Here is a 12,105-nt window from a genome sequence, read left to right on the forward strand (position 1 = left end):
CTGGTCCGGCCGAAATCCTCCCACTTGGATCGCCTTCGATCCGCATATCATGGTTTCATGCCAGCGTCGAAGCTGGCGTATCTCCGCGACGTTCACGGACGCATCTAAGAGCCGACTACGATGACTCGACCGCAGAGGCTGGCAGGACGGGGGGCATGGGCGATGGAGCTATCGGAAGCCGAGCGGGTGACCCTCGCCGTCATCGTGGGCCGTAAGCTGGCGTGGTCGTCGGGCCAGGGCCTGGCGAGTCGAGGGCATCCGCCCGAGGCACTCAGAGCCCTCGAGATCGAGCGCTGGATCATCGGCCGATCGCGGCCCAGGCCCTCGGGGTCGTGCTGGTCGAGGTCGGCTACCAGGAAGATCCCCGCTGGGTGGCCTCGGGACAGCTTCCCCGGTTCACGCGCACGCTCCGGCAGCGGGGGCATTACGAGTTGAAACAACTCGATCTGCTCCTCTCCAAGGCAGTGGGGCCCGACGTCATCATCGACCCCGAGACCGAGGATCCACTCCTGCTCTTCGGGCGGACCATCGCCATCGACCCCCGCATGCGGCGGAAGTTCGAGCGGATGCTCAAGCCGAAGCCGTCCAAGGCGAAGGCCGGGCGGAGGAAGCCGGCGGCCGAGAGGCCTCGAACCTCCCGCAAGTCTCGGGTCCCGAGGTGGAGGATGGTTGCATGTTGAGAAACGGTCATGAATCGCATCAGATGGGGCCGGACCTTGGGCGTGCAAGTGTGCCGAGAACGGGTCACAAATCGCTACAGCCCAGCCCCCGGAAGGCCGGCCTCGCCTCGTCCCTGGCGGCACAAAGGGCCTTCTACGATCACTGGTGGGCCGAAGCGTGGAAGGTCTAGCCGAGGGCCTACAGGTCGGCAGAGGCGGCCGGGTACGCCTGCCCCCTTAGCCAGGGGCCTCGGCTCCTGACGATGTCGAACGTCAGGGCCGCCATGGACGCGCGGATCGCCTTCGAACGGGGCCTGGCCCGACAGGAGCACCGCAGGGATCCGGGATCGGTCCGGGCTCTCTGCCGGAACTACGCCGCCGAGAATCTCTCGCTGCGCCTTCATCGATGATGCGAAACTGATAAACGACGACGGGCCCGCCAACCACCGAGCTGGGTCCATCTCGGGGGCAATCGAATGGAACCCGCGGCCGACACCGATGCGGTTTGTATGGGTGCGCAAATCCGGTTTGACTGGTTAGACCATGCAGTCTAGATTTAGACTGTCTGGTCTAATCACGGGAGGAGACGAATGGCCGAACGAGTCGACGTCGGATTGATCCGCAGAGCCCAGATCGTGGAGGCGGCGTGTCGGGTCATCCACCGCAAGGGGATCCAGGGCACCTCGCTCGCCGAGATCGAGCAGGAGGCCGGCATCAGCCGGGGCGTCCTGACCTACCATTTCCCTTCCAAGGAGGATATCACGCTCGCCGTCTTCGACGCGACGATCGAGCGGCTCAAGGCGGGCGCAGATGCAGACTTCGCGGGGGCCAGGTCAGGACGCGAGCGCCTGGATATCGCCCTCGACTTCGTGCTCAACCGCAAGCCGACGAACGACGAGTTCGACACCCTGAACTACACCTTCCTCGCTCAGATGTCCCATCGCGAGGATTTCCGGACCCGGCTGGCCGCCGAGTACGCCGAGATCCGCTCCAAGATCGCCGAGGACCTCGAGGAGTCAGCCCGGCAGGCTGGCCTCCAGGATGACGAGTTGCAGGCGCTCGCCGCAATCGTTCACGGGGCCCTGAGCGGCCTGGTCATGCAGGTCAACGTCGACCCCCAGGCGATCGACCGGGCTGCGGTCCTCCGCACCCTCAAGGCGATCCTCAAGAGCTATCTCGGCGAGCACCAGCCCGGGGCGAAGCGAAAGGCGCGACACAGCGTCCAATCCCGATCCCGACAGCGGGCCAGGGCGAAGGGGAAATGAGCCAGTCGGCGACGTAATCTCGATGGATGGCTCAAAGATATGAGAACGCGAGTTGATCTAACTTCGACGGAAGTCTGAGGGTGATTCCATGTGGCGGATCGCGCTGAAGATGCTGATGGGCGACGCGGCGAAGTTCTGCGGCATCCTGCTGGGCCTGACCTTCGCCGCGCTGCTGATCATGCAGCAGGGTGCGATCTTCTGCGGCCTCATGCGGCGGACGGCCGGGCAGATCAACGCCGTCTCGGGGGTCGACCTCTGGGTGATGGATCAGAACGTCCGCCACATCGACGACGTCAAGGCGATGATGGAGAGTAACCTCCACCGCGTCAGGGGCGTCGAGGGGGTCGACTGGGCCGTCCCGCTCTATAAAGGCTCCGGCCGGGCCAAGCTGAACACAACCGACAGGGACGGCGAGCCGCTGACGATGATCGAGTCGGTGGTCCTGCTCGGCCTCGACGACACCACGCTGATCGGCGCCCCGACGCCCGACAAGATGATCGCCGGCGACCTCCTCGACCTGCGGATGCCAGACGCGATCATCATCGACAAGATGCAGCTTCCGAAGTATTACCCGGGCGAACCCTGGGAGGATGCCCCGAAGCTCGGGGACGCCTTCTACGAGAGATTCCTCGGGCGCGAGATGGAGATGAACGACCACCGCGCGACGATCGTGGGGATCTGCAAGGCCGCACCGACGTTCGGCTCCAATGCGGTCGTCTACACGACCTACGGCCGTGCCAAGCAGTTCGTCGCGCAGGAGCGCAAGGTCCTGAGCTTCATCCTGGTCAGGACCGACCGCTCGTGGAATGTCGAGGACGTGGCGACGAACATCCGCTCCAAGACGGGGCTGGGTGCCTATAGCTGCGACGAGTTCTCACGCAGGACAATCCAGTTCTTCCTGATGAATACGGGGATCGTGATCAATTTCGGAATGACCTCGCTGCTCGGCCTCTTCGTCGGGACGGCGATCGCCGGCCAGACCTTCTACCTCTTCACGGTGGACAACCTCAAGCAGTTCGGGACGCTCAAGGCGATGGGCGCGACGAACGCCAGGATCGTCGGCATGATCCTGCTCCAGGCCGCGGTGGTGGGTTTGATCGGATATGGCCTGGGCGTCGGCGTCTCGACCTTCGTGGCCGACCGCGCGAACTCGGGTGGCGGCGAGATCCAGTTCTACGTCTGGTGGCCCCTCTTGCCGGCCACCGCGGCGGTGGTGGTCTTCATCTGCGTCCTCTCAAGCCTGCTCTGCATCAGGCGCGTGATGGTGCTCGAGCCTGCCGTCGTCTTCCGGGCCTGACGGCCAAATACCCTTCGATTCGATTGGAGTCCCTTCGATGCCTCATCTCCTGGCGGGCGCCTCGGCACCCGGCGGCCCGGGCTGCTGCGCGGATCTGGCGGTCCGGATCCGCGGCCTGACCAAATATTTCGGCTCCGGATCCCAGCGTGTCGCGGCCCTCCGCGGGGTCGACTGGGACGTCCACGCCGGCCAGCTCTCGATGATCGTGGGCCCCTCCGGCTGCGGCAAGACGACCCTGCTCTCGATCATCGCGGGGGTGCTCGACGGCGACGAGGGGGAGATCTCGGTCTTCGGCCGAGACCTCGGCTCGATGCGCGACCGCGTGAAGACGAAGTTCCGCGCCGAGCGGATCGGCTTCGTCTTCCAGCAGTACAACCTCCTCCCCGCCCTCACGGCGGCCGAGAACGCCGCGACCCCGCTCGTCCTGGCCGGCTGGCCCTGGGCGAAGGCCCTGGGTCGTGGCCGAGAGGTCCTCGAGTCGCTCGGCATGGGAGCCAGGACCGAGAACCTCCCGCGGCAGCTCTCCGGCGGCCAGCAGCAGCGCGTGGCGATCGCCAGGGCGGCTCGCCCACGAGCCCGACCTGCTCGTCTGCGACGAGCCGACCGCGGCCCTCGACCACGAATCCGGCCACACCGTGATGGAGTTGCTCCGGGGCGCGGTCGTCAGGCCCGGCCGCGCGGTCGTGGTCGTGACACACGACAACCGGATCTTCCACCACGCCGACCGCATCGTCCACATGGACGACGGCCGGATCGTCAAGCACGAGCAGCGCGACGAGACCCCGAGCCACTGATCCCCTTCTCACCTATATCCACAAGACCCTGATAGGACGGAATACTGTCATGTTCACGCGTCGAATCATCCCGCTCGTCGCCACCGCAGGCGTGGTCTATTCCATCGTCTCGGTGGTCCTGGGCGCGAAGCCCGCCGAGGTCTCGAAGCCGGTCATCGAGCCCCACGCCAGGCCCGCCAAGGAGCGGATGCTGGCCGGCTCCGGCCTGGTCGAGGCCCGTCGCGAGAACATCCCGATCGGCGCCAGCGTCGCCGGAGTCGTGATCGAGGTCTTCGTGAAGAAGGGGGACCGCGTCAAGCAGGGGGATCCCCTCTTCCTCGTCGACGATCGAGAGCTGCGAGGCCAGATGGGGATCAAGGAGGCGCAGCTCGAGGCGGCCAGGGCGCAGCTCCACAAGCTTGAGGCCGCCCCCCGCCCCGAGGACCTCCCGCCGTTGGAGGCCGGAGTCGAGGAGGCCAAGGCGAAGTTGAATGATGCCGAGGCATCGATGCGTCGCACCAACCAGCTTCACGCCCGCCAGGCGAGCACGCCGAGTGACCTCGACAAGGATCGCTACGCCTGCCAGGCGGCCAGGGCCGCGCTCGCCAGGGCGCAGGCCGAGCTCGCGCGGGCGAAGAAAGGCTCTTGGAAAGAGGACATCGATGTCGCGAAGGTCGCCATCAAGCTTGCGCAGAGAGAGTTGGATAGCTGCCGGCTCCTGCTCGACCGCCACACGGTCCGGGCCCCGATCGAGGGGGACGTCCTTCAACTCAACATCCTCCCGGGCCAGTTCGCCGCGATGACCTGGAACGAGCCGATGATCGTCCTGGGCGATGTGAACCGGCTCCACGTCCGGGTCGACATCGACGAGAACGACGTCCCCCTCTTCGACCGGGAGTCGGCGGCCTCGGCCTATCTCAAGGGTCGCGCACACGGGCGATATCCCTTGAAGTTTGAATATATTGAGCCTTACATGATCCCCAAGCAGAGCCTGACCGGCTCGGCGTCGGAGCGGGTCGACACGCGAGTCCTCCGGGTCGTCTACTCGCTGCCGGAGGGCTGCCAGGATTCCGTTTACGTCGGCCAGCAGATGGACGTCTACATCAAGGTGCCCAAGGGGCGCTGGGACGCCTCGTTCGACGCCGTCGGCCGCCCCGCCGACCCCTTCACCGCCCCCGACGGCTCGACCTCGCCCAGGACCACATCGACCCAGCCGCGAGCCTGACCTAGCAACACCTATCCCTATCCCGTGACGATGCCACTCCAAGAGGAGGCCCGATGCATCTGCGACGCCTGAAGATCGACCGACGCCGAGCCGATCACTATACCCTCGTCGGACTGCGGATCACCCTCGCCCTGACTTTCCTGATCCTGGGCTGGGTGCTCCTCTCCTTGCCGAGCTTCATCGACGGTCCATCGCAGCTCGGCCTGAGCCGAGGGGGCCGCTCGTTCCTGGGCTCCCTGCATATCGCCGTAGGCGCCGCGTTGCTGGCCCCGAGCCTCGCCGCCGGCGCGGCCGCCTGGCTCGGGGTTCTCGTCGTCTGGGCGACCGTCCCCTGGCTCCCCGGCGGCCTCCGCACCGTCCCGCTCGGCCCCTGCCTTCTCACCCTCGCCCTGATCGCCCTGATCGTAAGCTTGCGCATCCGCCGCCAGCGCTCCTTCGCCGCCTGGCAGGCCATGCTCTCGCGCTACGCCGAAGGCCAGGGCAAGGGTCGTTCGGAATAGCATAGAAGCCAAAACACACGGAGGAGCACAAACCAGTTTTGTCAACGGAACAGCCTGAGTTTGCCTCAGGAGCCCCATGCGTTCCAACCGCTGACGACCATGGAAACGACCGCGAATACCATCGTCGCGGTGGCTGCCTTCGGCGCGAGAGCTGTGATGAACTCGATCAGGGTCCAGGAAGCTAGGCCTGTGATCAGCCACGCGAGAAGGCCATTTATGATCCCTAGTCCGCGGGCCAACAACGCGGCAGCGATCACCAGGTCGATTATGCCGCAGGTGAGAACGCCCACGCGGCCACAGAGAGGATCTTGGACTGCGATGCGGAGATCCCTGTTCGTCCGCGCGGCGTGGACGAACCAGCACCCGAGGAAGGTCACTGAACCGGCGAATACTAACCGAACCTCTTGCATCGTCGAGCCCCCTGGTGGCTATGTATTCAATAGCTGTCCGAGCTCACAACCTCTCCGCCGTTCCGGGTCGACAGGGCCTGATAAACGCCGAAGCTCGTGCCGGGCATGAGCGAGTAGAGCGCCGTCCCGTCGAAGGGATGCATACGTCCGCCGCCATCCTTGACCCCGGTCGGATTTCCGAAGTCGTCGACAGGCCAGCTCTGGATGGTCTCCTTGAGGAACCGCACCGAGCCATCGGCCATCGCGAAGTTGGCGCCTCTGGCGTGGCGACTCGACGCGGAATTCCAGAGCGGATTGTCCTGGACGCCCGGCCAGTCGCCCGGCTTCGGGGCGGGGAGCTTCGCGATCGCGGTGAGTCGCTGCGGATTCATCGCAGTCATCGTGTCGAACAGGCTGGCGCCCACCCAACCGCTGAACCACCAGTTGGTCTCGGGACGATAGCGCTCGAAGAGCATACGCTCACCGAGCAGGATTGTATTGCTGGTCCCATCGGTCACCTCGGCGATGCGCGTCCGGCTGTTGACGTAGAAGATGCCATTGTCCTGGGCCGTGAGCGTCGCCAGCGATGGCGAGGTTGACGGGTCCCAGGACCAGTGGGACCACGTCCCCGTGCAGCCGCTGTAGCTGGTATGTGTCACCTGCATCCCAGGATAGCTCCCCCACATCGTCGGCGTGTCGACCTGAGCGGCAGCCGGATCGCTCGGGCAGAGGAGGGCGTTCATCTGGGTGCGTTGGACGGTCATGTTCTCCTGCTGTTCGATGTTCAGCGAGAAATTCACGGCATTGAACATGGCCGGCTGTTCGAGCTGCGGCAGCATCGCCACGAAGATGCTATGGCCGTAGTCGTAGTTACCCGCACGGACCCAGCCATAGCTTGTGGTCGCAATCTTCACAGGGGTACCGATCGGGAAGCATCCGTTGGCTGACTCATAGTTGTGAGTAGCAAGGGCAAGCTGCTTCATGTTGTTCACGCACTGGGCCCGCCGCGCGGCCTCGCGAGCGGCCTGGACGGCCGGCAGCAAGAGGGCGATCAGGACCCCTATGATCGAGATCACGACCAGCAACTCGATCAGCGTGAACCCGCGATTGCATTGGGGACATCGTCGCGTCATCGCTCGTCTCCGTCATGTCGGTGCTTCGGGGTTGAAGTCAACGACATGACGTTAACCAGGGCGGGATGACGCCGAGGTTACGGGGAGATTACAGTTTCGTCATACTCGGCCATCGGGAGGCGCACAGTCACCATGGTCCCCTCGCCCGGCCGGCTGGAGATGGAGACCGTCCCCCCGTGCAACTCGGCGATGCTCTTCACGATCGCCAAGCCAAGGCCCACGCCCCCGCCTGCCGAGCGTGACGCATCCGGGCGGTAGAACCGATCGAAGAGGAGCGGCAGGTGTTCGGCCGCGATCCCCGTCCCGGTGTCGGCGACCGTGATGGTCAGGGCCCCATCGCCGTCGGAGGCCGAGACGTTCACCCGGCCGCCCATCGTCGTGTGGGCGAAGGCGTTGGTGAGCAGATTGCCAAGGGCCCTCTGCAACAAGGTGCGATCGAGCCGACAACAAAGCCGGGTCTCCACGCTGATCGCCAGGTCGATCCCGGCCTCGGCGGCCGCAGGCTCGTAGAAGTCGCGGATGGATTCGAGCTCTTTCGCCAGGTCGATGGTCTCCAACTCGAGAACCGTACGGGGGTCGCCGGCGCGGGCGAGGAACAGCAGTCGGTCGATCAGTCGCGAGAGGTGGCCGGCCGAGTCCAGGCAGACCGCCAAGGCCTCTCGGTCCTCGTCCCTGGATCGCGAAGTCCCGATGGCGACCTCGGCAACGTTCCGGATCGAATGGACCGGCGTCCGGAGCTCATGGGCGATGTCGCCCGAGAATCGCTCGAGCCGATCGAATGCCCCCTGGAGTCGGTCGAGCATAAGGTTGAAGGTGCCGGCCAGGTCGCTCAACTCGGATGGAAGGCCTTCGGTGGCGATCCGCTCGTTTAACCGTTCCGGACCGATGCGGCGGGCGGTCGCCGCGATCTGTCCGACGGGACGCAGTCCTCGGCGGACGATCACGATGCTCGCGGCGGTCGAGGAGATCAGGGCGGGAATCATGACGATGGCCATGTAGTACCGATATCGACGGAGCATCCCCAGCTCGCGACTCCGATCGTAGCAAACTTCGACGGTGCGCGAGCCAGAGCGCCGCGCGAGCGCTCGCACCCACTTGCCCGAAGGAGTCAGGTAGTTAACTCCGGGGGCGCCGGGGATGAGATCCGAAGGCATATGATTGCCCGCCGCAGGACTTGCCTTGGCCGCCCGACCGGACTCATCTAAGATCCGATAGTCGCATTCCGGCCAAATTTCCTCATCGGAAGGGACCCTCGGCTTGCTTTCGAGCCCGATCAGATAATCAAGATAAAACTCGAGGTACTTGTCACCTTCTTGGTCCAGGCTCGCCTCGACGGTGAGGTAGAGCATCGCAGTCGCCAATAGCAGGAGGGTGGCGACCGTCCCGGCGTACCAGAGGGCCATCCGACGGCCCATCGACCATCGCCTAGGCCCGGACTTCGAGCACATAGCCGACTCCGCGCACGGTGTGGATGAGCTTCGCCGGGAAGGGGTCGTCAACCTTTGCCCGCAGTCGGCGGATGTGTACGTCGACGACGTTGGAGTCGCTGTCGAAATTCATATCCCAGACCTGCTCGGCGATGAGCGTTCGTGAGAGCACGTCCCCCGCCCTCCTGGCGAGCAGCGCGAGCAACCCGAACTCCTTGGGGGTCAGCTCAAGCTTCCGGCCCGCGCGGCTCGCGGTGAAGCGTGTTGCGTCGAGCTCAAGGTCGGCGATCTGGAGGACGTCATTATTCCGAACAGCCCCACGGCGGAGGACGGATCGCACCCGGGCGAGGAATTCGGAGAAGGCGAAGGGCTTGACGAGGTAATCGTCCGCGCCGAGTTCCAGGCCCCGCACTCGGTCGTGGACGGCGTCCATAGCGGTCAGGAAAAGGACGGGAGTCTGACGCCCCGAGCCTCTTAACTCTCCGATGATTGACCAGCCATCGAGGCCGGGTAGCATCACGTCAAGGACGATCAAATCGTAGTCGCACACTTGGGCCAAGTGCAGGCCGTCATCCCCGCGGAAGGCGACGTCGACGGCGAATCCCGCCTCGACGAGCCCCTTGCGGAGATAGTCCACTATCTTGCGGTCATCTTCAACAAGCAACAACTTCATGATGCGTTGATGCCAATATGTTCGCGACCGAGGCGAATCTCAACGCGTCGACCTACACGCCACCCCTGCGATCGGGCGGGGGCTGTTAGCTTGCCTGGGTCGCCATGCTCGTCAAGGCTTCAACGACCATCTTGGTCTTCTCCATATCCAGGTACGCAGCGAAGGCATTGAGCCACTCCAAAAACTCCTACGTCCCCTTCAGCGCCAGGAGACGCACGATGGGGATCTGGGCTTCGGAGGCCTACCACGTCTCTTCACTCGTTCTCGCTCATCCCCAATTATAGCATCCGAACACTAATCTCGATTGGTGCCGATTCCGCGGGCCCGCCTCGACGGTAATCTGAAGGGTTGCTCACGGGCCTCAAGGCTACCACGGGCCCATCATGATCCTACCACCCGAGGCGCTCCCGCTGCTCGAGGCCTTCGGGCCCCTCTTCACCCTCCCCACCTATCGGCACTTCGTCGTCCTGCTCGCGCCGCCGTCCTCACCCGGGGCCGCCACACCATCGCCAACCTGCTGCGGACCGTCGGGGCCCTCGCCCCGGGGCATCGCACCGATTACCGGCGAGTCCTCTCCCGGGCTCCATGCTCGGGTCAGTTCGCCGACCGGCTGGCCGATGGCAAGGGCGGAAGCCTTCCCGCGGGCCTGGACCCGCCGCACGACTGGCCGCCACTCGCGGCCATGATCGCCAGCGCCAAGGACATGCCGCCAGGGGCCTCGTCATGAGAGGCATCGAGCACGCCTGGTTCGTGATGGCCCTGGCGTAAGGGCCGCACACCGCCTGGAGCCTCAACTGCTACGTGACGCCCCTCGGAAAGCAAGGCCGCGCTCGACGAGTTCGAGGCCGGCTTCATTCAATCGGCCAAGGAGCGATCCCGCCTCGGCCGGGCCATGAGAGTCTATCGCTGGACGCCGAGAGGAGATGAGGGTCGATGAGAAACGAGGTGAAGTCCGACGTCATCCCTTCAAAGCTGGCCGCCATGCGGCTCAGGATCTCGACCGACAACCTGGTCGCCCATCATCCGTCGGAGCGGCTACCGCTGGATGGAGATCAAGGCGCGGGCAAGCCGGGCGACAAGGGCAAGAAACGCTGGGGCCTGACGGAGGCCCAGTTCCAGGCGATTATCCGGGGCCAGGTGCGCGGCTTCGCCACGCCCCGCGAGCCCGAGGCGGTGAAGGCCGCGGGCCCGGCCCCGGGCGGGGTGTCCCGGCTGCGAAAGAGGAACTACCGGGTCAAGCTTTCTTGACTCGCCCCTTCACGACGAGCCTCTCCCTGACCTCGAGTTGGTGCCCGATCAGCCGACGCCTCAGCCGCATGATCGGCCTGGAGAGGATGCTCCCATCGGCATACAGCTCGTCCGCCGCCCACCCTCCCCTTCCCGCCCCGTGGACGAAGGCCCTCGTCTTTCTCTTCAGCCACCGGTCCCACATCCTCCGCAACGCACGCGTCAGTGTCGGGGTGAAGTAGACCGTCCGCGGCTTGCCCGTCACCTTGCCGGCCTTCCAGCGATCGGGCGGGATGATCGCCTTGGCGCCGGCGTGCCCCTCGTCCGTCTTCCAACCCGCCCACTGGATGTCGGCCCACTAGAGCCGGCACAGCTCCTTCGGGCGGCAGCCGGTGCGGATCAAGCACCGGATCATGAGGAGCAGGAGCCGCTCGTAGGGGACCGCCGCCAACTCGGCCTTGTTCTTCGGCCGCTTGCCCGGCTGCTCCCTCGTCCGCGAGAGCCCGAAGCCGAGGAAGGCCGCGGCCTCGGCCCGCTCGGCGAACCTTGCCGGCGACCGGGGGATGGTCGGCGCCCTCTATCCCTTGACCGGGTTGGACTCGATGAGCTTCTCCTTGGTCGCCCAGTTGAGCGAGGCCCGAATCGTGGCGCAGACGTTCCGCACATACATGGGGGCGTAGGAGTCGAGGAGCGACTCCCCGAAGGCGGTCAGGTCGTAAGGCGTCAGGGTCCGCGCGGCGCTCATCCCGAGTATCAGGCTGCCGATCCCGAGGTGGCGGGATTTGTTCCGGTACTCCTCGATGGGGAGCTTCCCATCGGCGACCCGCTGCTCGCACCTGGCCAGGTAGTGCTCGAAGACGTACGAGACGAGGGCCGTGTCCGAGGTGGTGGCCTCGACCTCCGCCTCTCTCTTACGCTTCTCGGACCTGAACCACTCCCAGGCCTGCTCCTTGTCCAGTTCCCCGATCGAGGAAGGGGCGTAGATCTCAGTCGCCCTGCCCCGCTTGTCCGGGGGGCCGATGGCGGCGTACCAGAGTCGGTGATCAGGCTTCCACCTGGGCTCTGGGGCTCGGGGCATGGGACGGGCTCCTGGCCAGTGATCGTTTGACCACTTCAGTATACTCCGTAACCGCTTTTCCGATGCAAGCCCTGCTTTTAGACCGCCGACGTAGACCGCCGAGGCCCCCGAAAGGGCTCTTCCCCTGGCACCCTCGGCGCATGAAAAAACCCTTGGGGGACCAAGGGTTTGCGTCGCAAGTACACCCGAAGGGAGTCGAACCCCTAACCGTCGGTTCCGAAGACCGATGCTCTATCCAATTGAGCTACGGGTGCATGAGTGATTCATTCCTGGCAATGATTGGAGGAATCACAATCAGGATTTTTCGAATGCCTCAGGAGAGGGATTATAGCCTGCTTCCAGGAGAATTCAAGAAGCAGGGCCGATTTGGATTCCACTCAACAATCGCGGTTCGCGTTCAACGCTTTGCAGCTGGTTGAAAGGACCGAACTCATCGACAAACTCGACCTGATTCACACT

General features: G+C 64.9%; 13 protein-coding genes, 1 tRNA gene and 1 pseudogene. 8 read left to right on the forward strand and 7 right to left on the reverse strand.

Features of this window, described 5'->3' with window-relative positions; genetic code table 11:
* Positions 1-221 precede the first annotated feature (221 nt).
* From ACOYYX_RS17150 to ACOYYX_RS17175, 6 genes and pseudogenes are all read left to right on the forward strand, one after another.
* Positions 222-680, forward strand: a complete 459-nt coding sequence (locus tag ACOYYX_RS17150) for a hypothetical protein (RefSeq protein WP_422931134.1) — start codon at positions 222-224, stop codon at positions 678-680.
* 569 nt (positions 681-1,249) lie between these two features.
* Positions 1,250-1,924, forward strand: coding sequence for a TetR/AcrR family transcriptional regulator (locus tag ACOYYX_RS17155; protein WP_422931135.1), 675 nt, complete (start codon positions 1,250-1,252; stop codon positions 1,922-1,924).
* Between the two features lie 88 nt (positions 1,925-2,012).
* A complete protein-coding gene (locus tag ACOYYX_RS17160; protein WP_422931136.1) occupies positions 2,013-3,221 on the forward strand; it encodes an ABC transporter permease in 1,209 nt (402 codons plus the stop codon).
* Positions 3,222-3,258: 37 nt separating this feature from the next.
* Positions 3,259-4,015 (forward strand): annotated as a pseudogene (locus tag ACOYYX_RS17165) (ABC transporter ATP-binding protein).
* Between the two features lie 49 nt (positions 4,016-4,064).
* Positions 4,065-5,219 (forward strand): HlyD family secretion protein, encoded by a 1,155-nt coding sequence (locus tag ACOYYX_RS17170; protein ID WP_422931137.1) that lies wholly within the window; start codon positions 4,065-4,067, stop codon positions 5,217-5,219.
* A gap of 53 nt (positions 5,220-5,272) precedes the next feature.
* Positions 5,273-5,719: a hypothetical protein gene (locus ACOYYX_RS17175; protein ID WP_422931138.1), complete on the forward strand. Its 447-nt coding sequence runs from the start codon at positions 5,273-5,275 to the stop codon at positions 5,717-5,719.
* A gap of 65 nt (positions 5,720-5,784) precedes the next feature.
* On the opposite strand, the gene ACOYYX_RS17180 is transcribed toward ACOYYX_RS17175, so the two are convergent.
* The 4 genes from ACOYYX_RS17180 to ACOYYX_RS17195 all read right to left on the reverse strand — a co-directional run bounded on the left by ACOYYX_RS17180 (position 5,785) and on the right by ACOYYX_RS17195 (position 9,341).
* A complete protein-coding gene (locus ACOYYX_RS17180) occupies positions 5,785-6,129 on the reverse strand; it encodes a hypothetical protein (RefSeq protein WP_422931139.1) in 345 nt (114 codons plus the stop codon).
* 26 nt (positions 6,130-6,155) lie between these two features.
* Positions 6,156-7,241 (reverse strand): DUF1559 domain-containing protein, encoded by a 1,086-nt coding sequence (locus ACOYYX_RS17185; RefSeq protein ID WP_422931140.1) that lies wholly within the window; start codon positions 7,239-7,241, stop codon positions 6,156-6,158.
* Between the two features lie 77 nt (positions 7,242-7,318).
* Positions 7,319-8,656 carry a heavy metal sensor histidine kinase gene (locus tag ACOYYX_RS17190; RefSeq protein WP_422931141.1) on the reverse strand — a complete coding sequence of 446 codons (1,338 nt, stop codon included), beginning with the start codon at positions 8,654-8,656 and terminating at the stop codon, positions 7,319-7,321.
* A 10-nt stretch (positions 8,657-8,666) separates the two neighbouring features.
* Positions 8,667-9,341: a heavy metal response regulator transcription factor gene (locus ACOYYX_RS17195; RefSeq protein WP_422931142.1), complete on the reverse strand. Its 675-nt coding sequence runs from the start codon at positions 9,339-9,341 to the stop codon at positions 8,667-8,669.
* A gap of 383 nt (positions 9,342-9,724) precedes the next feature.
* Here ACOYYX_RS17195 and ACOYYX_RS17200 point away from each other — a divergent pair, with 383 nt between their 5' ends.
* Positions 9,725-10,027 (forward strand): hypothetical protein, encoded by a 303-nt coding sequence (locus tag ACOYYX_RS17200; protein WP_422931143.1) that lies wholly within the window; start codon positions 9,725-9,727, stop codon positions 10,025-10,027.
* A 247-nt stretch (positions 10,028-10,274) separates the two neighbouring features.
* Positions 10,275-10,589 (forward strand): hypothetical protein, encoded by a 315-nt coding sequence (locus ACOYYX_RS17205; RefSeq protein ID WP_422931144.1) that lies wholly within the window; start codon positions 10,275-10,277, stop codon positions 10,587-10,589.
* Here the strand turns inward: ACOYYX_RS17205 and ACOYYX_RS17210 are convergent.
* From ACOYYX_RS17210 to ACOYYX_RS17220, 3 genes are all read right to left on the reverse strand, one after another.
* The gene (locus ACOYYX_RS17210; protein ID WP_422931145.1) at positions 10,576-10,833 is read right to left on the reverse strand and encodes a hypothetical protein; all 258 of its coding nucleotides are present in this window, start codon (positions 10,831-10,833) and stop codon (positions 10,576-10,578) included. The two genes, ACOYYX_RS17205 and ACOYYX_RS17210, sit on opposite strands and share 14 nt — an antisense overlap.
* Positions 10,834-11,145: 312 nt before the next feature.
* Complete coding sequence (locus tag ACOYYX_RS17215) at positions 11,146-11,646, reverse strand: hypothetical protein (RefSeq protein WP_422931146.1); 501 nt, start codon at positions 11,644-11,646, stop codon at positions 11,146-11,148.
* 180 nt (positions 11,647-11,826) lie between these two features.
* A tRNA-Arg gene (locus ACOYYX_RS17220) sits at positions 11,827-11,900 on the reverse strand.
* Positions 11,901-12,105: the final 205 nt, after the last annotated feature.

Source organism: Singulisphaera chitinilytica, assembly GCF_049331405.1.
GTDB lineage: Bacteria > Planctomycetota > Planctomycetia > Isosphaerales > Isosphaeraceae > PoT.

Bases quoted from the DNA above. Each gene is read 5' to 3' on its own strand.
- ACOYYX_RS17155 (WP_422931135.1), top strand. From the start codon at position 1,250: ATGGCCGAACGAGTCGACGTCGGATTGATCCGCAGAGCCCAGATCGTG.
- ACOYYX_RS17160 (WP_422931136.1), top strand. From the start codon at position 2,013: ATGTGGCGGATCGCGCTGAAGATGCTGATGGGCGACGCGGCGAAGTTC.
- ACOYYX_RS17170 (WP_422931137.1), top strand. From the start codon at position 4,065: ATGTTCACGCGTCGAATCATCCCGCTCGTCGCCACCGCAGGCGTGGTC.
- ACOYYX_RS17175 (WP_422931138.1), top strand. From the start codon at position 5,273: ATGCATCTGCGACGCCTGAAGATCGACCGACGCCGAGCCGATCACTAT.
- ACOYYX_RS17180 (WP_422931139.1), bottom strand. From the start codon at position 6,129: ATGCAAGAGGTTCGGTTAGTATTCGCCGGTTCAGTGACCTTCCTCGGG.
- ACOYYX_RS17185 (WP_422931140.1), bottom strand. From the start codon at position 7,241: ATGACGCGACGATGTCCCCAATGCAATCGCGGGTTCACGCTGATCGAG.
- ACOYYX_RS17190 (WP_422931141.1), bottom strand. From the start codon at position 8,656: ATGGGCCGTCGGATGGCCCTCTGGTACGCCGGGACGGTCGCCACCCTC.
- ACOYYX_RS17195 (WP_422931142.1), bottom strand. From the start codon at position 9,341: ATGAAGTTGTTGCTTGTTGAAGATGACCGCAAGATAGTGGACTATCTC.
- ACOYYX_RS17200 (WP_422931143.1), top strand. From the start codon at position 9,725: ATGATCCTACCACCCGAGGCGCTCCCGCTGCTCGAGGCCTTCGGGCCC.
- ACOYYX_RS17205 (WP_422931144.1), top strand. From the start codon at position 10,275: ATGAGAAACGAGGTGAAGTCCGACGTCATCCCTTCAAAGCTGGCCGCC.
- ACOYYX_RS17215 (WP_422931146.1), bottom strand. From the start codon at position 11,646: ATGCCCCGAGCCCCAGAGCCCAGGTGGAAGCCTGATCACCGACTCTGG.